Source organism: Desulfobotulus alkaliphilus (assembly GCF_007830435.1).
In the GTDB taxonomy this organism is placed as follows: Bacteria; Desulfobacterota; Desulfobacteria; order Desulfobacterales; family ASO4-4; genus Desulfobotulus; species Desulfobotulus alkaliphilus.
Genome location: NZ_VLLC01000003.1, coordinates 113,863 through 137,074, shown reverse-complemented (window position 1 = coordinate 137,074; position 23,212 = coordinate 113,863). Strand labels below are relative to the sequence as shown.

Below are 23,212 nucleotides of genomic sequence, written 5' to 3'. Positions count from 1 at the left end.
TTCTGATTACTACCCTGACTCAGCCACAGTTTGCTGGTCAGGTTGTTACCAAGCCTATGGTGCGGGCTTTAACACGGGCAGGCGCAAGGCCTGCCCCTACGAATGGTTTTTACGACCCTGTTTTGTGTAGGGGCACCCTTTACGGGTGCCCGCTAACATGCGAAAATCTGGTCATATAATTTCCATGGTGAAGGTTTGTATGGCTGAAAGACAGTGGTAATCAGATTGTCTTTTGCTGAAATCAAGACCCTGAAATTAAAACACAATTCTTCAAAATAAACGGTACTGAACAATTACAGATCCTTGGCCTTTTCCATGGCCCTTCTGAATCCGGGCATGGCCCCTGTGATGGTGGCATCGGCAACACAATAGCTCAAACGGATGTGACCGGGACCGCCAAAACCGGAACCGGGTACGGCCAGCACCTTCTCCTCCTGCAGCAGACGGACAAAGGCCACGTCATCGGCAATGGGGCTTTTCGGGAAAAGATAGAAGGCACCACCGGGAACGGTGAACTCATATCCCGCATCCTTCAGGCCGTCACAGAGCAGGCTGCGCTTCCTTGCATATTCTCCGATATCCACGGTAACGCCCTGCAGCTCACCCACCACCCGCTGCATCAGGGCCGGTGCATTGACAAAGCCAAGAATCCGGTTGGCAAGGGCCATGCCACCGAGAAGGGCATCCCGTGCATCCGCCGCAGGACAGAGGGCCACATAACCGATGCGCTCTCCTGCAAGGGAAAGATCCTTGGAGTAAGAAGTGGTTACCATGGTGTTGCGGTAACAGGTGAAAAGCCCCGGTACTTCCACACCGTCATATATAATTTTTCTGTAGGGCTCATCGGAAATCAGGTAAAGGGTCCGACCAAGGGCCGCACTCTTTTCCTCCAGCATCCGGCCAAGGGCTTCGAGGCTTTCCCGGGAATACACCTGACCTGTGGGGTTGTTGGGGGAGTTGATCAGAACGGCGCGGGTCCGCTCACAGATGGCAGCCTCAATGGCAGAAAGATCCAGGGAAAAATCCGGCTTTGTTTTAACCGCACGGATGCTGCCGCCGTGGTTATCTGCGTAGAAATTGTATTCCACAAAGTAGGGAGAAGGCACCACCACCTCATCCCCTGTATCCAGAATACTTTTAAAAATCACATTCAAGCCACCCGCAGCACCGCAGGTCATGAGAATTTCATCCCCGCTGACCTCCATTCCCTGTTCCAGACTGACCTGGGCCGCCACCTTGGCACGGACAGCAGGGTATCCCGGATTGGGCATATAGCCATGGATCATCTCAGGATTATCCGCAGCAACGGCCATCAGGGTTTTCTGAAAAAGCTCAGGCGGTGGCACATTGGGATTGCCCAGACTGAAATCAAAAACATTCTCCGCACCATAAAGCCCCTTCAGGCGGGCCCCTTCCTCAAACATCTTGCGGATCCAGGATGATTTTTCAATGAATCCTTCCATTTTTGCGGTAATGCTCATGTCCCTTCCTTTCGTGATCGGGTTAAAGTCATTTAGAGGCCCCGGGCCCGTTCTTCCGTAAAAATTCTGCGGAAAGCGGCAAATCTGTCCCCAAGAATGGCCGCACGCATGCATCGCATCAGATCCAGATAATAATGAATATTGTGCAGGGTATTCAGGCGGTAGGCCAGAAGCTCCCTGCTTTTATAAAGATGCCGGAGATAGGCCCTGGAATAATGACGGCAGGTGTAGCAGGTGCAGGTCTCATCCAGAGGCTTTTCATCCATGCGGAAACGGCTGTTGGCAATATTGATATCACCATAACGGGTAAAAAGCTTGCCGTTTCTTGCATTGCGGCTGGGCATCACGCAGTCGAACATATCCGCACCATGGGAAACCAGTTCCACAAGATTTTCAGGAGTGCCAACGCCCATGATATAACGGGGCCTGTTTTCCGGCAGCAGGGGCAGGGTGAAAGCCCCCATTTCATACATCAGCTCCGCAGGCTCCCCCACACTTAAGCCACCAATGGCATATCCCGGAAAATCAAGGGCCACAAGTTCTTCCGCTGAGCGCTTTCTCAGATCCGTGAACATCCCCCCCTGCACAATGCCGAAGAGGCTGTTTCTGCATCCCGTTTCCTCCTGCCAGGTCTTTCTGCAGCGCCGGGCCCAGAGGGTGGTGCGCTCAAGGGCCTTTTCTGCCAGAATCCGGTCGGCAGGATAGGGGATGCACTGATCCAGACACATCATGATATCAGAGCCGATGACATCCTGCATGGCCACCACGGATTCCGGGGTGAAAAGATGAGAGGAGCCATCGATGTGGGACTGAAAACGATACCCCTCATCCGTGATTTTAGAAAGGGCCGCCAGGGAAAAAACCTGAAATCCGCCGGAATCCGTGAGGAGAGGCTTATCCCAGTGCATGAAAGAATGCAGACCGCCAAAACGGGAAAGAAGCTCCGCCCCCGGCCTCAGGTAGAGATGGTAGGTATTGCCCAGAATAATCTGGCTGCCGCAGTCCAGAAGGTCTTCGGGAGTCAGGCCCTTGACCGTACCAAGGGTGCCCACGGGCATAAAAATGGGGGTTTGTATTTCTCCATGGGCCGTATGGATACTCCCGGCCCTGGCCGAAGAGTCTGAAGAGCGGTTTTCCAGTTTAAAGGTGAGCATGGTATTTATAATTTCTTTTCAACAGGTTCAAAGGGAAAAACGGTTACAGACATACCTCATTATTTCCTGCCCTTTTCATTTCTGATTACTACCCTGACTCAGCCACAGCTTGCTGGTCAGGTTATTGCCAGGCCTATGGTGCAGGCTTTAATACGGGCAGGCGCAAGGCCTGCCCTTAACGCTTGGTTTTTACGGCCCCTGTTTTGTAGGGGCACCCTTTACGGGTGCCCGCCAACAATCGTAAAATCTGGTCATGTAATTTCAATGGCTTAAAATTCCTATGGCTGAAAGAGAGTGTTAACCAGAAAAAAATATGCAAAACAGCTACAAACCCCACAGGAATCAAAGCATCAGCATGGCATCCCCATAGCTGAAAAAACGGTACCTTTCGGCGATGGCTTCCTGATAGGCCTTTCTGATATGATCATAGCCTCCGAAGGCGGAGACCAGCATCATCAGCGTTGTTTCCGGCAGATGGAAATTGGTGAGCATGGCATCCACCACCCGGAACTCAAAGCCCGGATAAATAAAAAGATCACAAAAACCCGCCCCCGGCTTCAGCCCGCCCTCCTGAATGGCCGCATATTCCAGGGTCCGCACACAGGTGGTGCCCACGGCAATCACACGCCTTTTTTCGGCCTTTGCCCTGTAAATGGCCTCCGCTGTTTCTTCACTGATCTCAAAACGCTCGCTGTGCATGCTGTGGCTGCGTATATCCTCCACCCGCACCGGGGCAAAGGTGCCATACCCCACATGCAGGGTCAGATGCCGCAACTCCACACCCTTTGTCCGCAGCTCCCCAAGCAGGGCGTCGGTAAAGTGCAGCCCTGCCGTCGGCGCAGCCACAGCCCCTTGTCTGCTGGCATATACGGTCTGGTAATGGATAGCATCGTCAGGATTTTCCTCTTTTCTTTCAATATAGGGCGGCAGGGGCAGGCTGCCCGCATCCAAAAGGGCATGGGGCATGGGATCTTCCGTATGAAAGGAAAGGATGGCCGAGCCATCCCTTTCAAGGGACTCCACCCGGACCCGTATGCGGTCCCCTATGAAAAGCTCACTGCCCACAGCCGGTCTTTTGGATGCCTTCACCAGACAGGAGCACTGAAAAACCCCTTCCCTTTCAAGGCAAAGACAGCCCCCCACATAATCCAGCAGCAGAATTTCCACCCTGCCACCCGTGGCTTTCACGCCATGGAGACGGGCCGGTATCACACGGGTATCATTGACAACAAGAAGATCTCCGGGCTGAAATATGTTTTTTATATCTTTGAAATGGCGGTGCGCCACATCACCCTTCCTGCGATCCAGCACCAGAAGACGGGAAGTATCCCGCTCCGGAACCGGGCGGTCCGCTATCAGTTCCGCAGGCAGATCATAGCCATAATCCGAGAGGCTGAACATGAAAAACCCTTTCAAACAAAAAACAGGTCCTCTGCGTATTTAATAAGCACTAAGCCCCCCGACCAAGATAAACCAGAGCCAGCCCTGCCATCATGAGAACAAAGCCGAAACGCCGCAGCCTTGCCGAAGGAAGCCTGAGAATCTCCGCCATCATGGCCTTCATCTTATCCGGAAAAGCGAAGTAGGGAATGCCTTCCACAATCATGACCATACCAATGACACAGAGAAAAAAAGCCACAAATATCCTCCTTAAGAAAGCATTCAGCCGGAAATACCCTTGCGGACATCTACACCACAGGGGTTCTTTTCCGATTTTTTACCCGGCATGTAAAGGATAAAAGAAGGGCTTTCTCAGCCTGAAGCACGCAAGAAGATTGACACAAAGGCTTCTGCATACTAATTTTTCTTTCCTGACTGGATATACACAGCTTACCCCAAATGAGGATATTTCCATGGATTTTGAAACGGTCATCGGTCTTGAGGTACATGTGCAGCTCAAGACCGCAAGTAAAATATTCTGCAGCTGCTCCACAGCCTTCGGTGCCGGTCCCAATGCCCATACCTGCCCCGTGTGTCTGGCCCTTCCCGGCAGCCTTCCCGTACTCAACAAAAAAGCCGCTGAAATGGCCGCCAAAGCCGTGCTGGCCACCAACTGCACCCTGAACAGAGAAAGCCGTTTTGACCGGAAAAACTATTTTTATCCGGACCTTCCCAAGGCCTACCAGATTTCCCAGTTTGCCATGCCCATCGGCGAGCACGGCTGGCTGGACATTGAGGTGGAAGGCAGACCTGAAAAAAAACGCATCGGCATCACCCGCATTCACATGGAAGAAGATGCGGGCAAATCCAGCCACGACCCCTTTCGTCCGGTAAGCCTTGTGGACCTGAACCGGGCAGGCACTCCCCTCATCGAGGTGGTCAGTGAACCGGACATGTCTTCCCCTGCCGAAGCCGTGGCCTATCTGCGCCAGCTCCATGCCATTGTCCGCTATCTGGATGTCTGCGACGGCAACATGGAAGAGGGAAGCTTCCGCTGTGACGCCAACGTGTCCCTCCGGCCAAAGGGAGAAACAAAGCTGGGAACCCGGACGGAGCTGAAAAACCTCAACTCCTTCCGCTATATTGAAAAAGCCATTCACTATGAAATCAAACGTCAGGAAAGCATTCTGCGCAGCGGCGGTAAAATCATTCAGGAAACCAGACTCTGGGACAGTGTGAAAAATCAGAGTTTTTCCATGCGCAGCAAGGAAGAAGCCCACGACTACCGTTATTTCCCGGATCCGGATCTTGTGCCTCTGGTACTGGATGAAGACTGGATAGAAGAGCTCAAAAAAAACCTTCCCGAACTACCGGAAATCCGCAAGGCCCGCTTTATGGAAAGTCTTGGCCTGAAAGGCGACGATGCTGCCACACTCACCGCTTCCCGTGAACTGGCGGACTACTTTGAAGCCTGCCTTGAAAAATGCAGCAATGTCCGCCGCTGCACCAGCTGGGTAGCGGTGCACCTGCTGGGACTTCTCAATGCCAGGGGGCTTTCCATTGAAAAGACTCCCGTATCCGCTAAAGCCCTTGGAGAACTGCTGCAGCTTCTGGAAAAGGGAGATATCAATGATAAAATTGCAAGGGAAGTCTTTGAGGATATGGCGAAAAGCGGCAGGCCCGCAGAGGTGATCATCAGGGAAAAGGGGCTTTCACAGGTGTCGGACTCATCCGAGCTGGAAGCGGCTGTGCAGAAGGTGCTGGAAGAAAACCCCGCAGAGGTGGAAGCCTATAAAGGCGGCAAAACCAAGCTCATGTCCTTTTTCATGGGCAAGGTCATGAAGGCCACAAGGGGTCAGGCCAACCCGAAAGTGGTAACGGAGCTGCTGCAGCGTATGCTGGGATAAAAAGCCTTATCATAAAACATACAGATATGGGTTCCGGAATTTTTTTTCATTCCGGAACCCTTTTTTATGGGAGAATCACCAGAGACAAGTGATGGTATTTTTAAGTCTTGCAGATGAAAGCTGTATTTGCAGAGAGGATCATTGACACATCAACGGGCAGTCCCGGTGCGGGCACCCGTAAAGGGTGCCCCTACAAAACAGGGCCGTAAAAACCAAACGTTAAGGGCAGGCCTTGCGCCCTGCCCTTTGATGGGACTGCCCGTTGCCCCAGTCTTATCGTGGTCCCATAAAGCCAAAAAACCCCGGAAGACCTTTGTCTCCCGGGGCTCATTTTACACTCTGTATTCCTCTTTCAGGAAGAGAAAGTCAGATTAGAAGCTAAGGGCAAGGCGGGTACCCACAAGGTAGGGGTCATCCTTGCCTGTAGCATCGCCAGCAAAAAGATAGGCACCCACAACGTCCAGGGTCAGGTTATCCATCAGTTTATAGGTGGCTTTCAGGTTCAGTTCCGTACCCAGCTCTTTTTCCCATTTTTCAACACCATCAACGGTACCCATATAAGCATCTTCTGCCAACTCAGCGTACCAAATGTCAGCCGTAACGGTAAGTCTTTCCATAGGAGACATAGATGCTCCCAAATTAACAGCCATTATGTTGCCAATCTGATCAGCAGGAGATCCGTGAGAAGCTTGATTATCAAAGATTCCGAAACCCATAATTTCAGACCAGTAATAAGACTGACCATAGGGCTGCACGAAAACATTTATATCATCACCGTCTTTCCAACCTTTCTCATCCTGCCCGGAAGCGTAGAACATTTGGCCATGGATACTGAAGGGATCAATATTCACTTCACCACCCAAGGCTACAAGGAAAGCACGTACATCATGGCTTTCAGTAGCACCTGTCCAACCTGATTTATAGAAGTCCATACTACCAAACTGATAAATACCAGTAAACCAGGCAGAACCCACTCCAAAGTCCATATCCGCATTCATACCAAGATATAGCAGGGCTATTTCAGAAGAATACTCTGTTCCAGGATTATCATAGTGCTTGCTACCTCTAAGCAAAAAATCACCTTCTTCATTAAATCCAAGCCGAGAATCGTCTGAATACAGGCCCATTAAAACAGGATTTATATTAATATTGGGAGCCACTTCAAGGTTGGGAGATACGATGAGCATATCCACATCCTGCTTGTTCATGTCTTTCCCGCGACCACCTTCAACGGCTTTCACCCACATAACTGGAACGTCAAAACCACTCCCAGCATAGGTAACATTGACACCGGCCATTTCATCGTCAAAGAGGAATCCTCTTGCAACTGTCGCAGGCTGGACACCAATTTTGACATTAAAGTCACCAAAACCAGCATCCAGATAAGATCTTCTTACCTGAACATCATTATTACCCTTAGCACCGACTTTTCCATAAGTGTTTTGGTTTGCTTCATCTCCCCAGACAGCATTCATCTGGAAGACGTTTACAAACTTGAGGTTGTCGGAAAACTTTGCCGTGTAATTCAACTGGGTACGGGTATCCACCCTTGAAAGATCCTGGGATCCGTCAGCCCCGAAATCTCCCTGAGTAAAGGCTCTGGTTCTCCAGTAACCACCGAACTCACTTTCAAAGGCAGATGCCGGAAGGGCAAGACCAAGCATGGCCAGACCCGCAACGGCGGAAACAAACAGCTTTTTCATGGGCATTCTCCTGATTATTTAGTTATAAAATAGAAAAATACAGCCTGTTCCTCTGGAGGCCTGACCCTTCTCCTTCCAAAGGAAAAATTCAGGATTATGCTTAGCAAGGCAAACCCCTAAAGTCAACCCGCAAATTTCCCCATATTATATTTTAACCTTTTTTTACCATCCTCCCTTTGCATCCATTAAAAAATTGCTTATAGCTTGAATGCTGAATCACAAATCTGCTCTCAGGTACACGAAAACATGTCACCCCATGCCAATCCCGTCCAAACCCTTAAGGAGCCTTTCCATGCAACGGCGCGTTCTTTTTGTCATTCTGTTTTTTATCTTTGCAGGTCTGCAGCCCCTGCAGGCAAAGGAAAAGGTAGTCATATTCCCCCCCGTCGTCCACGCATCCGAAGACCTGTCCTTTCTGGCCGACGGCGTACAGTCCCTTCTGGATGCCCAACTGGATGCTGAAGGGTGGCTGACCCGGAATACGGAAGAGGCCTCATTTGAAATCCGAACCCGCATCACCGCCTTTGGCGGCACAATGATCACGGATTTTGCCCTGATCAGCAGAAAAACAGACAATGTTCACCTATCCCAAAGACGCAGCACAAAGGATGAGACAGAGATCCTTCCCGAAGTCACGGCCTTTGGGGATCAGGTGCTTGCTTTTTTACAGAAGACAACAAGGCCTGCCCCCACTGTAAAGTCCGCCAGCCAGATTCCGGAACCGCAGACCGCAGCAGACCCAAAACCCTCCTTTGAGGTTCTGGGTATCAGCAGCCCCCATAAAGGAGCTGTGGTGGCCATGGACAAGGGCGACCTCACAGGAAACGGGGAAATGGAAATTGTCTTTGCGGACCGGCGGGAAGTGCGCATCATGGACGCTGCACTGCAGAGCACCCTCGCCTCCTTCTCCCTGCCCCACCATGAAAACATCCTGCAGATGCATGTGCTGGATACCAAAAGAAACGGCCGGGCAGAAATCTGGCTGACCGCCGTGAATCCCGGCAATGAGAGAATGCGCTCCAGGGTGCTGGTTCTGGAAAAGAATACAATCCATGTCGCCGCAGGTCCGGAAAACCGTTTTTTTGCCCGGGGCCGCAACGCCGAGGGAGGGGATGTCATACTGACCCGCCTGCGGGGTTTCCGGGACAGGCTCTTTTCCGGACCCGTGATGGAAGCAGTTCTTGGGGAAAAAGGCATTGATCTGCGGGAAAGCTCCCACCCCGAAAACCACCTCTTTGATGCCATCCCCGTCCGTTTCCGGACAGATATGCCGGGAGACCGCCTTTTCATTGCAGAAAACGGAACCCTGTCTCTGGTTTCCGGAACAGAAGAAACCCTGTGGGAAAGCCGGAAGTCCTATGGGGGGATTCCCGTATCCATGGATTTTAGCCGGACCCAGAGCCGCCATGATGAAAAAAGCCGTTATTATTTTTCCGGCCGTACCCGGATTCTTAGCCCGACCGGAGACAGTGAAGATCTTCTTGCCATTCACAATGCGGAAGCCGCAGGCGGTCTTTTTCAAAGACTGCGCATCTTCCGCACGGGCAGTCTTCACCTGCTTTCATGGAATGGCTATGAAATGGAAGTAAGTGCCCGGACACCGGATCTTGACGGATACATTGCAGATTTTATTCATATTCCTGCCAGAGACGGGGAGCCTGCCAGAATCATCCTGGCCCTTGTAAAGGGCGGAGGAGATCTCTCCCTCTCCCCTGAAACCCGCTTTGTGAACTGTGTCCTTTTCCACTGAACCACGATCTGAAAAAAGGGGGCATGCCCCCTTTTCATCCTGACAGCTTCCTTTTTTCTTGACTTCCCCACTTGTCTCCGCTAAATCTGAAACACCGTTCGCTTTTCACAATGCATATTTCAGGCAAAAAACCGGATAAGCCCATACCAACACGGGTTTTAAAAAAGAAATCCATGCACGACATTGGCTCCATCAAAAAACAGGCGGATGTGATTTTTAAAATCCGAAATTTTTAATGTACTGCTTGTCTAACCATCGTTTTAAAACCATCATCAAGGAGGCCTACGTGAAAAAGCAGATTCTTTGTCTGGCGACAGCTTTAGCCCTGGGTGCAGGTACGGCCTATGCCGGCTGCGTTGACACCTTTGGCATAGGAGCCAAGGCAACTTCCATGGGCGGCGCCTACAGCGCCTATGCGGATGATCCCTTTGCAGTCTATTATAATGTCGCAGGTCTTACCCAGATAAAAAGACCGACGATAGCTGGCGGACTTCACATGATTGATCCGACCATCAAGCTAAAGGATTTTTACATAGAAGGGTCCAGCAACCCTGATTTTCCCAGAAGCAAAAATGAAGCTATGCGTTTTTCCGACACCTCGGAAAATCTTTATGCCCCCCATGTAGGTTTTGCCATGCCTCTTTCGGACAGGCTCGCCATGGGTGTTGCCATTTATTCTCCCTTTGGCCTTGAGGTGGAGTTCCCCAGCGACCCCAGGATCAACCCCACAGCATACAGCTCCTTCCATTCCTACTACTTCCGTAAAGTGATCAATCCCGGCCTTGCCTATAAAGTCAACGACAAGCTGTCTTTAGGTTTTGGTGTATCCATTGGCCAAACCAAATCCGCAGCAGAAAAGATATACTACGTTGGCGCTCAGAATCTAACCAGCGAGGGTCCAGTACCAGACATGCTCCGCACTCTGGACGGTGCACATCTGAAGATAGAACTTGAAGATGAACTCAACTACTCCTTTAATCTTGGCATGATGTACAGGCCCGTGGAAACCATTACCCTGGGACTTACCTACAGAAGTGAAACAGACGTGGACTTTGAAGGCGATGCCTATGTAAATGGTATCAAAGTCGCTAAAGCCACCCTGGACTACAACCACCCTCAGCAGATTCATGCAGGTATCCGTTATACCCCCCATGAACGTTTTTCCATACAGATGGACTTAGTATGGACTGAGTGGTCAATCAACAAAAACCAGACAGAACCCATCACAACCATTCAAAACAGCCTTGGTATTGATCTGGAAGCCCTAGGAAAAAAAGAAATTTCATCCCCTCGTAACTGGGAAAACACAAGGCAGCTCCGCTTTGGTGGTGAATACATCATGAATGACCTTGTCACCCTGCGAGCGGGCTATTTCTATGACCCCACCCCCATCCCCGATGACACCTTGGACACCATGTGGCCGGATGCGGACAAAAAGACCTATTCCTTTGGTGCTGGCTTCAACTTTGATAGATTCACCATTGATACGGTTTTCCAGTACACAGCCATTGAGCAGACTCGCATTGTTGGCGGAGAGTCGGTCAATCTGAACAAGGTTTTTGCAGGAGAGGTTTCCCCTGAACCCACACGGGTTCACGCGAAGGCCGAAGGGTATCTTTTGGGAGCCGGAATCACCTTTACCTACCGATTCTGATAACCAGTTGTTTTTCAAACAGATAACCTGACAAAAAAACAATCGGACCAGAACGTAAGAAGCGTTTCTGGTCCGATTATTATTTTATAGTTCAGGAGTGGAAAAAAACCACCATCTTTTACAAAAGAAGCTTATTTATTTAAACAAAGCAGATTTGACATCTTTTATTATCTGATATATCAATACAGGAAAATTTGTTTTTTTCTCCCATAAGGAAAAATACTTACAGATTTTATTGTATTTCTTAAACGCCCCATGCTCCAGTAGAGAGCCTACTTCTCATCGCCTGCGTGCGAGCTTATAACAGGATACCCCATGAATGATTTTCTGCAGAACCTCAGGAACCAGTCTGCGGCAAAGGAACGCCGCTTCAACAAACCAGCCAAGGGCAGCCATGACAACAACCCGAACACTCCCGGCCATACGGAAAGAAGAACCGGCCAGGACCGCAGGGCGTCCCGCATGCCTCAGGGACAAGCGCCCGTCATCCGGGAAGAAACCATCCTTGCCCTGCAGGCTTCCCTTGAAAGCCTCATAGAGACCCAGCGGGATCGTATCTTTATGGAGGATCGCAAGGCAGAGGCAGAAGAACGCAAGGCAGAGGCCCTTGAACGCCTTGCAGACAGCCTGGACAGGCTGCTGGATAACATATCCTCTCCTTCTGCTGCGCCTCCCCCCCCAGCAGAAGAAAACAATGGAACACCAGCCAGAGAGAATCCTGTCAGAGACCCGGAGTTCCTTGACACCACCGAAGACGATGTAAGAAAAACCAGCCGTAAATACATTCTGAAGCTCATCGAAAAGCTCAGAAAAGACAACATGACCTATGAGCAGATTGCGGCCTATCTGACGGACAATGATTACCCCACCTTCTCCGGCCGTGGACGCTGGCATGCCCAGACCATACACAGGCTGTGCAGATAAGATACCACCCGGACCCAGCCTGCAGGTGCAGGTCAAAATTACTGCCAGACCATGGTGCCAGCGGATACCTAAATGGGGCAGGCTTGAAGGCCTGCCCCTGTGAATGGTTTTTACGGGCCTGTTTTGCAGGGGCACCCTTACGGGTGCCCACAGGCAAGGGCAGAATCTTCCCGTGCAACTTTTCTGGCTGAAGGTTCCTGTGGCTGAAAGACCATGCTCATCAGATAACAACCCCCCCACTTTCAAAGAAAAGGCATCAGTCCTTCTCCCTGCCTTCTTTCATCTGCAGAATCCATGCTTCCCATTCCAGGGGCATCATCTGCTTTTTCTTTGTATTACAGGCCTTGCATGCCGTAACCACATTTCCCTTTGTGCTCCTGCCCCCCCTTGCCAGGGGTACCACATGGTCCATGGTAAGCTCAGCAGCAGCAACGAAACCGCCACAGTAAGAACAGCTTCCTTTGGCGCACTGCCTTTTCCACCACTGGGTCTGACGCAGCTCCCTGGCCTTCTGCCTTTCTTTTTTTATAAAAACATCATCTTCAAACCACTGATATTCCATCATCCTGATACTCCTCGGGATATCCTTCCGAAGTCCGGTCAATACCCGAACCTTTCCATGGCCCTGGTATCCCGGGTCCAGTTTTTCTGCACCCGTACAAAGAGCTTGAGAAAAACCTGTTTTCCCACAAGCTCTTCTATATCCCTGCGGGCATCAATACCTATCTGCTTTAAGCGGCTCCCTCCCTTACCGATCAGAATCCCCTTCTGGGAATCCCTGTCCACATGGATGGCCGCATGGATCTCCGCCTTTTCTCCGGGGCCTCCCTCCTGAAAAGATTCAATGGTGACGGCAATGGAATAGGGTATTTCTTCGCCCGTACGGCGCAATACCTTTTCCCGTATCAGCTCTGCCACAATAAAGCGCATGGGCATATCCGTCAGGCTGTCTTCGGGAAAAAGCGGCGGTCCTTCGGGCAGATATTTTTCCAGGACGTCCAGAAGAATGTCCAGCTGATCCCCTGCCAGTGCTGAAACAGGAACAATCTCCCGGAAGGAAAAACGGCTGTTCCAGTGCTCCATCCATTTAAGAAGTTCAGGCCTTGCCACAAGGTCAATCTTGTTCAAGCCAAGGATAACGGGTTTTTTAAAGGACTTGAGATGATCGAGAATCATATCGTTTTCCCCGGAAAACGAACGGCTCACATCCATCAGCCATAAAACCACATCCGCATCGGGAATGGCGCCAAGGGCGGCTTCAACAATCCGCTGGTTCAGTATTTTACCCGCTTTATGCACACCCGGCGTATCCACAAAGGCAAGCTGACACAGGGGCCTGTGAACAATGCCCAGAATTCTGTTCCTTGTGGTCTGGGGTTTTTTCGATGTAATGGCAATTTTTTCACCAATGAGACGATTCATCAGGGTGGATTTTCCCGCATTGGGGGCACCGATGATGGCCACAAAACCGGAACGGAAAGACGGGCTTTCTGACATGGATTCTTCCTCTGCTGACTGTTTATGCTGCACAAAAGACCTTTTTTTCATTATACCGGAGTTTCATAAATACCTGTCATGGATGAAACAAGACTCCATAGCTCATCCCGGCCCTGACGGGTCACGGATGAAAAGGGAAGCAGATCGTTCTTCTCAAGTCCTGTCTGCTCCAGCAGTATCTTAAGGCGATTCTGGGCTGCAGACCGGCTGAACTTGTCCGCCTTGGTCAGAACCAGACGCACGGGAAGCTTCTTTTTCATCAGCCACTGCAGAATATGGCCTTCTTCCTCCCTGACATCCCTGCGGATATCCAGAAGCAGAAAAAGTCCGCAAAGATTGGGCCGCTGATCAATGTATGTTTCAATCATGGGACCCCACTGCTGCTGTACGGATTTGGGAACCTTTGCATACCCGTAACCGGGAAGATCCACAAAACGCATGCATCCGTTTACCAGAAAAAAATTCACCAGTTGCGTTTTTCCCGGCGTCTGACTGGTTTTAACAAGGCTTTTGCGCTGAACCAGACAGTTGATCATGGATGATTTCCCCACATTGGACCGGCCGATAAAGGCGACTTCCGGTAAATCCGGTGGCGGATACTGGGCTGGCTTTACAGCACTGGTAATAAATTCTGCGGATTTTATATGCATAACCATCCTTAACCGTAATTATTCAGTACATTTTATTTTAAAAAATTGTTCATTAATTTCAAAATTTTGATTCCCGCAAAAGACAATCGGGCTGTTTGTGAGTGACATTGCAATCGTTTCGGATCAGAGCTTTGAAGGCCTGTGCGAAAGAAGCGGCAAACTGTCTGAGCCGCCACAAAGGCAGCGTGCTGAAGTCTGCCATGGTAATAAAAAACTTATCCTGCCTGTGGCGGCGAGTTTTTGCCGCTTCCGCACAGGGCAAGAAGCTCCCGAATAAGATTGCGTCACGAACAAAATGGTCCGGTTGTCTATAGACCTGATTATAGGCATTCGATTTACCAAAGAAAAATTGTCTGAGCACTTACCCTTAACCTTTATTTTCCATAAACTTCTTTGGGATCAAAAAGGGGAACCCCCACGGTCTCCAGACTGCCATCCCCTGCCACCCGCCGGTGGAAACAGGAAGCATGTCCCGTATGACAGGCAGCACCGCCCCTTTGAACCACCCGCAAAAGCAGGGTGTCTCCGTCACAGTCCAGAAGCACCTCCTTCACTTCCTGCTCATTACCGGAAGTTTCCCCCTTTACCCAGAGGGCTTTTCTGGAGCGGCTGTAATAAGTCGCTTTTCCCGTTTCAAGGGTCTGCTGCAGGGCCTCCCCATTCATATAGGCCAGCATCAGCACTTCCCCTGAGTTTACATCCTGTGCAATGACGGGGATAAGTCCCCCGCATTTTTCAAAATCTATCACAATTTTCCTCCCGGACCCATGCATAATATCAAAAATAAAAGAACTTCTTCCCTTTTTTTCAGGCTTTATCTAAGCTGCCTTTGCCAAAGCTGTCAAACAGCTCGGTCATTCAGGAAGCTTATCTTGCCCCCGAAGGCCGAATCTGCTACGAAAACAGACATCAGAAGATACAAAACCCAGACAGGGAATCTTCAGGCATCAATTTAAGAGAGCAAAATATGACATCCCCTTCTCCCAAAGCAGACCGTCCGGCACCCAGACGCCTACTCAGAAAAACAGGTAAATGGCTTTTTTTCAGCCTGTTTTTTCTTATCCTCGGAGCATCAATCACCCTTGCTGCTGCCTATTTATACTTTTCCAAAGATCTGCCATCCGTTGCCAGCCTTAAATCCTATCGCCCTCCCGCCATTTCCACGGTCTACGCCCAGGACGGCACCGTTGTTGCGGAGTTTTTCAGGGAAAGGCGTATTGTCATTCCCCTTGAAGAGATGTCCGAACAGCTTGTACAGGCCTTTCTGTCTGCGGAAGATTCCCGCTTCTTTGAACACCGGGGCATTGACCCTCTGGCCATTACACGGGCACTGGTTAAGGCGGCTCAGGATAAAAGCATTACACAGGGCGGCAGCACCATTACCCAGCAGGTAGCAAAAAACTTTTTCCTTACTCCGGAACGGAGCTATGCCAGAAAAATCCGGGAAGCCATTCTTGCCTACAGGATTGAGACGGCACTGGAAAAAGAGGCCATCCTTCACCTCTATATGAATCAGATTTTTCTGGGGCACGGCGCCTACGGTGTGGAAGCTGCGGCCCAGAACTATTTCGGTACCTCAGCCAGGGATCTTTCCCTGGCCCAGGCCAGCATACTGGCAGGCCTTCCCCAGGCCCCCAGCCGTTATTCTCCCTTCCGCCACCCGGAACGGGCAAAGGAACGCCAGCTCTATGTCCTCTCCCGCATGGTACATGATGGAGTCATATCACAGGAAGAAGCAAAAAAAGCCAGAAATGAAAAACTGGAAATCCATCCGCGCCAGAATATCTATATTGAAATGGCTCCCTATTATACGGAACATGTCCGCCAGTATGTACTGAACCGGTACGGAGAAAAAGCCCTTTACGAAGACGGGCTTCAGATTCATACGGCACTGGATCTTTCCATTCAGAGAAATGCGGAAAAAGCCATTCACAAAGGCCTTGATGATCTGGATAAACGGCAGGGCTTCCGCGGCCCCCTGCGCCATGTCGGAATCACGGGTATAGAAGCGGCAGTGGCTGCCATCGGAGAAACCCTTGACAATCCCGGTCCGGACACTCTGACCCACGGTATCGTGGTGGATGTGGACAACCAGAACGGAAAAACCCGGGTACGTTTTGGAAAACACACAGGGGAAATTCCCTTGTCCTCCATGCGCTGGGCCCGCAGACCCAATCCTGAAGTGGCCCATTACAATGTCCGCCTGCAACGCCCCGGTCAGGCCCTGAAAACAGGGGATGAAATTCTGGTCCGCCTTGTAAAAAAACTGGAAAACGGTCTATGGGAGCTGCGTCTGGAACAGATCCCAAAGGCCCAGGCCGCCCTCCTCTGCATGGAAACTGGCAATGGCAAAGTCAGGGCCATCATGGGTGGTCGGGATTTCAGAGCCAGCCAGTTTAACCGGGCCATACAGTCCAGAAGGCAGGTGGGCTCGGCATTTAAACCCTTTGTCTATGCTGCAGCCCTGGACAAAGGGTACACCCCGGCATCCATCATTGTAGACACGGCCTTTGTTTTCAGGGATCAGGAAAGGGATTTTACCTGGAAACCAAGAAATTATCAGGAGACCTTCTATGGTCCCACCATGCTCAGGGAAGCTCTCAACAAATCCAGAAACGTCATTACCGTCAAAGTCCTTCAGGATATCGGCATTGATTATACTTTGAGTTATGTCCGGAAGCTGGGACTTACCTCACCCATCAACAGGGATCTTTCCATTGCCCTGGGGTCTTCTGGCCACTCCCTGCTTGAACTGGTGAATGCCTACGCCGTCTTTGCAAATGAGGGCAGGCTTTCAGATCCCATCTTTGTTACGGAAATCAGGGACAGGGACGGTAAGCTTCTTGAGAAAAACCGACCGTTCAGCGAAAAAGTTATTTCCGATGAAACGGCCTTCCTCATGACCAGTCTGCTGGAAAGCGCCGTGACCAACGGTACGGGATGGCGGGCCCGGACGATAATTCAGAAAGGCTGGCCCGTTGCCGCTAAGACCGGCTCCACCAATAACCTTCAGGATGCCTGGTTTGTGGGCTACTCCCCTGCCTATATCACAGGGGTCTGGGTGGGCATGGATGAAGAGGCAAACCTTGGGGAGGGAGAAACCGGATCCAGAGCCGCAGCCCCCATATGGGTTGACTTCATGGAGGCCGTCCATGAAAACCGGATACCAAAAACCTTTCCACCACCGCCTCCGGGTATTGTTACCGTCAATATCGATGCGGATACAGGCCTTCTGCCCACTGCAGAATCCAGGTCCACCACCTTTGAGTATTTTAAAAAAGGCCATGAGCCTGTGGATTTTTCACCCAGATCCGGACAGATTGAGGATGAAAAGGATTTTTTCAAGCAGGGTCTTTAAACAAACCGCCTGCATATTCAATGATCCAGAAATCCGGCCCCTGATTTTTTTCCGTGACAATGGAAAAGGGAGCCGGAAAAAAAGCCTTCTCAAAACGTGAGACATTGCTTCTTTCCATGCCCTGCATACGGCTGCGTAAGTGCGAAGAAACCCGAATCCGCAAAGGCTGTCCGGCCCTTTTCCCTCCCATGCGGCCAAAGGCCTCCAGAACAGCATCCCCCAGTATCCGCCCCCGCACCCACTCCCCCAGCGAGGGGTGATGGGGACCGGCAAGAAGGCTCTCCTCCAGATGGGTATCCGCCTGAAGACCAATGCGCACCACAGGCACCCCCCCTTTTTCCAGAATATTCACATAGGCCGCTGTCCGTTCCACGGCCTCTGAAAATTCAAGGGGCCTGAACCGCCCTCTGGCATAAAGCTTTGCCAACCCACTCCCCTTCAGGACCAGTGCCGGTGACACACGGGCAAAATCCGGCCCAAGGGCGACAAGCCCTGCCGCCGTTTCCAGATCCGAAGACGCAGAGGCCCCCGGAAGACCTGTCATCATCTGGGCGCCTACACGTATTCCAGCCTGCTTCAGCGCCTTAAATGCCGCCACAACCGCATCCACGCCATGCCCTCTGGCAGAAAGCCGCAGCACCCTTTCATCCAGAGACTGAATCCCCAGCTCCGCAGTTACATGGAGACCCGATGCCCTGAACCGCTCAAGGGATGCCCTGTTCACCGTATCGGGACGGGTGGAAAACCTTAAGCCTGCTCCGGGAACTTCCTGTACCAGCTCCATACAGGCTTCAAGCTCCCCTGGCGGAAGTCCCAGAAAGTTTCCCCCAAAAAATGCCAGCTCCACAGGCCGCTGAAAATCCCTTGGGAATGCCAGCCAGCGGTCCCTTTCCCTGCGCAGCATGGAAAGATCCCTTTTCCCGCTTTCCGGGTGCAGGGTCTTCTGGTTACAGAAAATACAATGGTGGGGGCATCCGGCATGGGGCAGGAAAAGGGGAATAATAAAAGGTTTTTGGGCAGGAATCAAAAAAAGCTCCTTTTCGGTCAGACCAGAAGGATAAACCTGTGGATCAAAAAATGATTCCAACAACAAAAAAAAGGACCTACAGGATCAACCCGTAAGTCCTTATTTTTTTGTTGGCGGGAGCGACGGGACTCGAACCCGCGACCTCCGGCGTGACAGGCCGGCGTTCTAACCAACTGAACTACACCCCCTTGAGGTGGTGGGCGAAACAGGGATCGAACCTGTGACCTACGGCTTGTAAGGCCGTTGCTCTCCCAGCTGAGCTATTCGCCCGTTTTGCGACAATCTTTCCGTCACAAAAGCGAGATCTATCTACCAGCATGCGTTTTTCCCGTCAAGCAAAAAAACACGTTTTTATTTTTTCTTCTTACTTTTTTTCTGCTGCTCTGCCGGAAGAAGGGCCTGCTCCAGCACCTCGTCCATATGGCTGACCGCTATCATACGGACCTTCTTCAGGACGGACGAAGGTATCTCCTTGATATCCTTTTCATTCTCCGCAGGATAAAGAACCCGGTCAATCCCCCCCCTGTGGGCGGCCAGCACCTTCTCCCTCAAACCTCCGATGGGCAGCGCCCTGCCCCGCAAAGTGATTTCTCCGGTCATGGCCACGTTTCTGTCCACTGGCCGACCCGTAAGGGAAGAAACCAGTGCCGTGCAGATGGCAATGCCTGCACTGGGACCATCCTTGGGAATGGCGCCTTCGGGAAAATGAATATGCAGATCCTTTTCCTTGTAGAAATCCGGGTCAATGCCAAGGGCTTCACTCTTAAACCGTACATAGCTCACCGCCGCTCTTGCGGACTCCTTCATCACATCCCCAAGCTTACCCGTTACGGTAACCTCCCCCTTGCCCGGCATGAGTACCGTCTCAATGGTAAGAAGCTCTCCGCCCACCTGGGTCCAGGCCAGACCGGTAACCGTTCCCACAAAATGTTCCTTTTCCACAGAGCCGAAACGGTACTGATCCACCCCCAGATATTTACGCACCGCAGCCACATCAATGGAAAAAGGCGCTTTTCCCCGCTCCCGGACCAGATCCCTTGCCACCTTACGGCAGACAGCCGCCAGCTGCCTTTCCAGATTCCTTACCCCCGCCTCCCGGGTATGGTAGCGGATGATATGATAAAGGGCATTTCTGGTAAAATGTATCTGGGAAAGGACCAGACCATGCTGCTCAATCTGCTTGGGAATCAGATGCTCCATGGCAATATTGTACTTTTCTATCTCCGTGTAGCCGGGAATACGTATGATCTCCATACGGTCCTGCAGGGGCAAAGGAATATTGTGCAGGGTATTGGCCGTGGTGATAAAGAGAATTTCCGAAAGATCATAATCCAGATCCAGATAGTGATCACTGAAGGTGGCATTCTGCTCCGGATCCAGCACTTCCAGAAGGGCTGCCGAGGGGTCTCCCCTGAAATCCATGCTCATCTTATCCACCTCATCGAGACAGAAAACCGGATTTCTGGTGCCCACTTTTTTGAGGCTCTGAATAATCTTGCCCGGCATGGCACCGATATAGGTACGCCTGTGCCCCCGTATTTCCGCCTCATCCCGGACTCCCCCCAAAGAAAGACGCACATATTTACGGCCTGTGGCCCTGGCCACACTTCTGGCCAGAGAGGTCTTGCCCACACCCGGAGGGCCTACCAGACAAAGGATGGGTCCCTTGATCTTCTGCACCAGTGTCTGTACGGCCAGATATTCCAGAATGCGCTCCTTGGGCTTTTCCAGACCATAGTGATCTTCATCCAGCACATCTTCCGCCGCATCAAGATCCGAAGAAAGCTCAGAGATCTCATTCCATGGCAGAGACAGAATCCAGTCCACATAATTGCGCACCACCGTCGCTTCCGCCGACATGGGGGGCATCATTTTCAGCTTGCGGATTTCCGACCGGACCCTGACAATGGCTTCTTCCGGAGGCTGTTTTTCCTCAAGCCTTCTTTCCAGCCCCTCTATTTCCTCAAGGGTATCTTCGGCATCTCCCATTTCCTTGCGTATGGCCCGGATCTGCTCATTCAGGTAATAATGCCGCTGATTCTTTTCCATCTGCCGCTTCACCCGGGTGCGGATCTTCTGGTCCATGGAGAAAATTTCCGTTTCTGTACGGATCAGATTCACCAGAAGCAGCATTCTTTCCGCAAGATCTTCCGTTTCAAGGAGCTGCTGCTTATCGACAATCTTAAAAGAAAACTGGGCAGACACCGCATCCGTAAAATGGACAGGATCCTGAATTGCCGCAATGGCATCCAGGGTTTCTGAAGAGGTTTTTCTGTTCAGATTTGCATATTCCCGGTAACTTTCCATCACCGCCCGCATAAGGGCCTGGGCCTCGGATGGCTGCACACCCGTTTCCGTGAAAAGCTCCACATCGGCACGGCCGTAATCCTCCCTGTCTTCATCACAGGCAAGCATACGGGCCCGGCCCTCCCCTTCCACAAGGGCTTTCACCGTTCCGTCGGGCAGTTTAAGAAGCTGCAACACCCGGCCCACACAACCTATTTCAGCAAGATCCTTTTCTTCCGGATCATCCACATCGGCCTCGGTCTGGGCGATAAGAAAAACCCGCCGGTCACCATTCATGGCGGCAGAAAGGGCTCGGATGGATTTTTTACGCCCGACAAAAAGGGGCGCAACCATGTGGGGAAAAAGAACCATATCCCGCAAGGGAATCAGGGGAAGCGTCAATACCGCCATAGTGTTATCCTCGGATTGGATATATCCGAAAAAAATAAACTTTCCCGGAATATAAATAATTTGAGCAAACAGATATTAAAAAAAGGGTTCAGGCCGCAGTCTTAAAAAAAGCCCCGCGACCCTAAACCCTTTACTGGTACGAATCGAATCTATGCCTGCTGCCTGGACTGCGCATACAAAAGAATGGGTTCTTCCTTGTTCAGCACCACTTCTTCACTGATTACACATTCCTTGACGTTTTCCAGAGATGGAATCTCGTACATGATATCCAGCATGATATTTTCAAGAATGGCCCTCAGGCCCCTTGCGCCGGATTTTCTTCGCACCGCTTCTTTGGCTATGGCCTCCAGGGCACCGTCCGTAAAGCGCAGGCTCACACCCTCAAAGGCAAAAAGCTTCTGGAACTGCTTGACCAGCGCATTTTTCGGCTCCTTCAGAATTTTTACCAAAGCGTCTTCCTTCAGTTCCTCCAGGATGGCAATTACAGGTAGGCGTCCAAGAAATTCCGGAATCAGACCAAATTTCACAAGATCCCCTGCCTCTGCCATGTGAAGCAGCTCAGAGGCAGATTTATCACCGGGCTTTGTTACCTTGGCCCCAAAACCCATGGCCTTCTGACCGATCCTGCGCTGCACAATCTTGTCCAGCCCCGTAAAGGTTCCACCGCAGATAAAAAGAATCTTGGAGGTATCCACCTTCACAAAATCCTGCTGCGGATGCTTGCGTCCGCCCTTGGGCGGAACACTGGCTGTGGTTCCCTCGATAATCTTAAGGAGAGCCTGCTGCACCCCTTCCCCGGACACGTCACGGGTGATGGAAGGATTGTCGCCCCGGGATGCAATTTTGTCAATTTCATCAATATAGACAATACCCCGCTGGGCCCGCTCCACATCATAGTCGGCATTCTGCAAAAGGGAGAGGATGATATTTTCCACATCTTCTCCCACATAACCGGCTTCCGTAAGGGTGGTGGCGTCCGCTATGGTAAAGGGGACATCCAGAAAACGGGCAAGGGTCTGGGCCAGAAGGGTTTTGCCGCTGCCCGTGGGACCAATGAGAAGGATGTTACTTTTCTGAATTTCCACATCATCATGGACATCCAGACCGGCCGCAGATTCCAGCCTCCGGTAATGATTTCTTACCGCAACCGCCAGGGTTTTTTTGGCCGCATCCTGCTCTATCACGTAATCATCCAGCTTCTTTTTCACTTCCTTGGGCGTCAGCAGATGCTCAGGGGCCTCCGGAGACTTGTCTCCTTCCTCCTCAATGATCTCACTGCAAAGCTGGATACATTCGTCACAGATATAGACAGCAGGGCCTGCGATGAGCTTCCGGACATCCTTCTGGCTCTTGCCGCAGAACGAGCAGTGAAGCTTGTCTTCGGTATCGCCGTTATCCGTCATTTAGCCCTCCGTTTTCTCAATAGTGGCCGCAAGGTCATCCCGGCTTGCCACCACATGATCGACAATACCGTAGGCTTTTGCTTCCTCGCCACTCATAAAGTGATCCCGATCCGTATCCGTTTCTATGGATGCCAGATCCCGCTTGGTATGTCTTGCAAGGATATGATTCAGGGTATCTTTAATCCTTAATATTTCCCGGGCCTGAATCTGAATATCCGATGCCTGGCCCTGGGCACCGCCCAGGGGTTGATGAATCATGATACGGGAATGGGGCAGGGCATAACGCTTGCCATCGGCTCCTGCAGCCAGGAGCAGGGCTCCCATGCTGGCGGCCTGACCGATACATACGGTCACCACATCCGGCTTGATGTACTGCATGGTGTCATAAATGGCCATACCGGCCGTTACCACGCCTCCGGGAGAGTTGATGTAAAAATTAATTTCCTTTTCAGGATCTTCGGACTCCAGAAACAGCAACTGGGCCACAATGAGATTGGCAATCTCGTCATTTACTGCGGAACCAAGAAAAATAATACGATCCTTGAGAAGCCGCGAATAAATATCGTATGCTCTCTCGCCTCTGCTGCTTTGTTCCACAACCATGGGAATCAGCGGCACGACGAACCT

The 23,212-nt window shown here is 51.2% G+C and carries 18 protein-coding genes and 2 tRNA genes; 5 read left to right on the top strand and 15 right to left on the bottom strand.

The genetic code is table 11. The features are described 5' to 3' along the window. Window positions 1-293: 293 nt before the first annotated feature. From LZ24_RS03385 to LZ24_RS03370, 4 genes are all read right to left on the bottom strand, one after another. Complete coding sequence (locus LZ24_RS03385; RefSeq protein WP_144682341.1) at window positions 294-1,481, bottom strand: pyridoxal phosphate-dependent aminotransferase; 1,188 nt, start codon at window positions 1,479-1,481, stop codon at window positions 294-296. A gap of 32 nt (window positions 1,482-1,513) precedes the next feature. Continuing rightward, on the bottom strand, window positions 1,514-2,635 hold the full coding sequence (tgt, locus tag LZ24_RS03380; RefSeq protein ID WP_144682339.1) for a tRNA guanosine(34) transglycosylase Tgt: 1,122 nt from the start codon (window positions 2,633-2,635) through the stop codon (window positions 1,514-1,516). A 342-nt stretch (window positions 2,636-2,977) separates the two neighbouring features. Next, complete coding sequence (gene queA / locus LZ24_RS03375) at window positions 2,978-4,036, bottom strand: tRNA preQ1(34) S-adenosylmethionine ribosyltransferase-isomerase QueA (RefSeq protein ID WP_144682337.1); 1,059 nt, start codon at window positions 4,034-4,036, stop codon at window positions 2,978-2,980. A gap of 49 nt (window positions 4,037-4,085) precedes the next feature. Continuing rightward, window positions 4,086-4,274 (bottom strand): DUF2065 domain-containing protein, encoded by a 189-nt coding sequence (locus LZ24_RS03370; RefSeq protein ID WP_144682335.1) that lies wholly within the window; start codon window positions 4,272-4,274, stop codon window positions 4,086-4,088. A 214-nt stretch (window positions 4,275-4,488) separates the two neighbouring features. Here LZ24_RS03370 and gatB point away from each other — a divergent pair, with 214 nt between their 5' ends. Further along, window positions 4,489-5,922 carry an Asp-tRNA(Asn)/Glu-tRNA(Gln) amidotransferase subunit GatB gene (gatB, locus tag LZ24_RS03365; protein ID WP_144682333.1) on the top strand — a complete coding sequence of 478 codons (1,434 nt, stop codon included), beginning with the start codon at window positions 4,489-4,491 and terminating at the stop codon, window positions 5,920-5,922. Between the two features lie 371 nt (window positions 5,923-6,293). Here gatB and LZ24_RS03360 read toward each other — a convergent pair whose 3' ends face one another. Next, window positions 6,294-7,625 carry a hypothetical protein gene (locus LZ24_RS03360; RefSeq protein ID WP_144682331.1) on the bottom strand — a complete coding sequence of 444 codons (1,332 nt, stop codon included), beginning with the start codon at window positions 7,623-7,625 and terminating at the stop codon, window positions 6,294-6,296. 292 nt (window positions 7,626-7,917) lie between these two features. Here LZ24_RS03360 and LZ24_RS03355 point away from each other — a divergent pair, with 292 nt between their 5' ends. The 3 genes from LZ24_RS03355 to LZ24_RS03345 all read left to right on the top strand — a co-directional run bounded on the left by LZ24_RS03355 (window position 7,918) and on the right by LZ24_RS03345 (window position 11,953). After that, window positions 7,918-9,375: a hypothetical protein gene (locus LZ24_RS03355; RefSeq protein WP_144682329.1), complete on the top strand. Its 1,458-nt coding sequence runs from the start codon at window positions 7,918-7,920 to the stop codon at window positions 9,373-9,375. Window positions 9,376-9,661: 286 nt separating this feature from the next. Then, window positions 9,662-11,029, top strand: coding sequence for an OmpP1/FadL family transporter (locus LZ24_RS03350; protein ID WP_144682327.1), 1,368 nt, complete (start codon window positions 9,662-9,664; stop codon window positions 11,027-11,029). Window positions 11,030-11,344: 315 nt separating this feature from the next. Beyond that, window positions 11,345-11,953 (top strand): hypothetical protein, encoded by a 609-nt coding sequence (locus tag LZ24_RS03345; protein WP_144682325.1) that lies wholly within the window; start codon window positions 11,345-11,347, stop codon window positions 11,951-11,953. Between the two features lie 256 nt (window positions 11,954-12,209). Here the strand turns inward: LZ24_RS03345 and LZ24_RS03340 are convergent, their stop codons facing one another. The 4 genes from LZ24_RS03340 to hisI all read right to left on the bottom strand — a co-directional run bounded on the left by LZ24_RS03340 (window position 12,210) and on the right by hisI (window position 14,873). Then, window positions 12,210-12,518 carry an HNH endonuclease gene (locus LZ24_RS03340; protein ID WP_281282267.1) on the bottom strand — a complete coding sequence of 103 codons (309 nt, stop codon included), beginning with the start codon at window positions 12,516-12,518 and terminating at the stop codon, window positions 12,210-12,212. Window positions 12,519-12,553: 35 nt separating this feature from the next. Then, window positions 12,554-13,450 carry a GTPase Era gene (gene era, locus LZ24_RS03335; RefSeq protein ID WP_144682323.1) on the bottom strand — a complete coding sequence of 299 codons (897 nt, stop codon included), beginning with the start codon at window positions 13,448-13,450 and terminating at the stop codon, window positions 12,554-12,556. Window positions 13,451-13,500: 50 nt separating this feature from the next. After that, window positions 13,501-14,100: a ribosome biogenesis GTP-binding protein YihA/YsxC gene (gene yihA, locus LZ24_RS03330; protein ID WP_144682322.1), complete on the bottom strand. Its 600-nt coding sequence runs from the start codon at window positions 14,098-14,100 to the stop codon at window positions 13,501-13,503. A 374-nt stretch (window positions 14,101-14,474) separates the two neighbouring features. Next, entirely contained in the window at window positions 14,475-14,873 is a 399-nt protein-coding gene (gene hisI / locus LZ24_RS03325; RefSeq protein WP_186442902.1) for a phosphoribosyl-AMP cyclohydrolase, read from the bottom strand. 194 nt (window positions 14,874-15,067) lie between these two features. On the opposite strand from hisI, the gene LZ24_RS03320 reads away from it, so the two are divergent. Continuing rightward, window positions 15,068-17,458, top strand: coding sequence for a penicillin-binding protein 1A (locus tag LZ24_RS03320; protein ID WP_144682320.1), 2,391 nt, complete (start codon window positions 15,068-15,070; stop codon window positions 17,456-17,458). Here the strand turns inward: LZ24_RS03320 and LZ24_RS03315 are convergent. From LZ24_RS03315 to clpP, 6 genes are all read right to left on the bottom strand, one after another. Next, window positions 17,442-18,485 (bottom strand): elongator complex protein 3, encoded by a 1,044-nt coding sequence (locus tag LZ24_RS03315; RefSeq protein ID WP_186442901.1) that lies wholly within the window; start codon window positions 18,483-18,485, stop codon window positions 17,442-17,444. The two genes, LZ24_RS03320 and LZ24_RS03315, sit on opposite strands and share 17 nt — an antisense overlap. A 111-nt stretch (window positions 18,486-18,596) precedes the next feature. Next, window positions 18,597-18,673 (bottom strand) — tRNA-Asp (locus LZ24_RS03310). A 6-nt stretch (window positions 18,674-18,679) separates the two neighbouring features. After that, window positions 18,680-18,755, bottom strand: a tRNA-Val gene (locus LZ24_RS03305). An 81-nt stretch (window positions 18,756-18,836) separates the two neighbouring features. Beyond that, window positions 18,837-21,182 carry an endopeptidase La gene (gene lon / locus LZ24_RS03300; RefSeq protein WP_144682316.1) on the bottom strand — a complete coding sequence of 782 codons (2,346 nt, stop codon included), beginning with the start codon at window positions 21,180-21,182 and terminating at the stop codon, window positions 18,837-18,839. A 149-nt stretch (window positions 21,183-21,331) separates the two neighbouring features. Next, window positions 21,332-22,585, bottom strand: coding sequence for an ATP-dependent Clp protease ATP-binding subunit ClpX (gene clpX, locus LZ24_RS03295; protein ID WP_144682314.1), 1,254 nt, complete (start codon window positions 22,583-22,585; stop codon window positions 21,332-21,334). Then, window positions 22,586-23,203 carry an ATP-dependent Clp endopeptidase proteolytic subunit ClpP gene (gene clpP, locus LZ24_RS03290; RefSeq protein ID WP_342779255.1) on the bottom strand — a complete coding sequence of 206 codons (618 nt, stop codon included), beginning with the start codon at window positions 23,201-23,203 and terminating at the stop codon, window positions 22,586-22,588. Between the last annotated feature and the right edge of the window lie 9 nt (window positions 23,204-23,212).

Coding starts and splice junctions, on each gene's coding strand:
- LZ24_RS03385 (WP_144682341.1), bottom strand. CDS start 1,481: ATGAGCATTACCGCAAAAATGGAAGGATTCATTGAAAAATCATCCTGG.
- tgt (WP_144682339.1), bottom strand. CDS start 2,635: ATGCTCACCTTTAAACTGGAAAACCGCTCTTCAGACTCTTCGGCCAGG.
- queA (WP_144682337.1), bottom strand. CDS start 4,036: ATGTTCAGCCTCTCGGATTATGGCTATGATCTGCCTGCGGAACTGATA.
- gatB (WP_144682333.1), top strand. CDS start 4,489: ATGGATTTTGAAACGGTCATCGGTCTTGAGGTACATGTGCAGCTCAAG.
- LZ24_RS03360 (WP_144682331.1), bottom strand. CDS start 7,625: ATGAAAAAGCTGTTTGTTTCCGCCGTTGCGGGTCTGGCCATGCTTGGT.
- LZ24_RS03355 (WP_144682329.1), top strand. CDS start 7,918: ATGCAACGGCGCGTTCTTTTTGTCATTCTGTTTTTTATCTTTGCAGGT.
- LZ24_RS03345 (WP_144682325.1), top strand. CDS start 11,345: ATGAATGATTTTCTGCAGAACCTCAGGAACCAGTCTGCGGCAAAGGAA.
- LZ24_RS03340 (WP_281282267.1), bottom strand. CDS start 12,518: ATGATGGAATATCAGTGGTTTGAAGATGATGTTTTTATAAAAAAAGAA.
- era (WP_144682323.1), bottom strand. CDS start 13,450: ATGTCAGAAAGCCCGTCTTTCCGTTCCGGTTTTGTGGCCATCATCGGT.
- yihA (WP_144682322.1), bottom strand. CDS start 14,100: ATGCATATAAAATCCGCAGAATTTATTACCAGTGCTGTAAAGCCAGCC.
- hisI (WP_186442902.1), bottom strand. CDS start 14,873: ATGCATGGGTCCGGGAGGAAAATTGTGATAGATTTTGAAAAATGCGGG.
- LZ24_RS03320 (WP_144682320.1), top strand. CDS start 15,068: ATGACATCCCCTTCTCCCAAAGCAGACCGTCCGGCACCCAGACGCCTA.
- lon (WP_144682316.1), bottom strand. CDS start 21,182: ATGGCGGTATTGACGCTTCCCCTGATTCCCTTGCGGGATATGGTTCTT.
- clpX (WP_144682314.1), bottom strand. CDS start 22,585: ATGACGGATAACGGCGATACCGAAGACAAGCTTCACTGCTCGTTCTGC.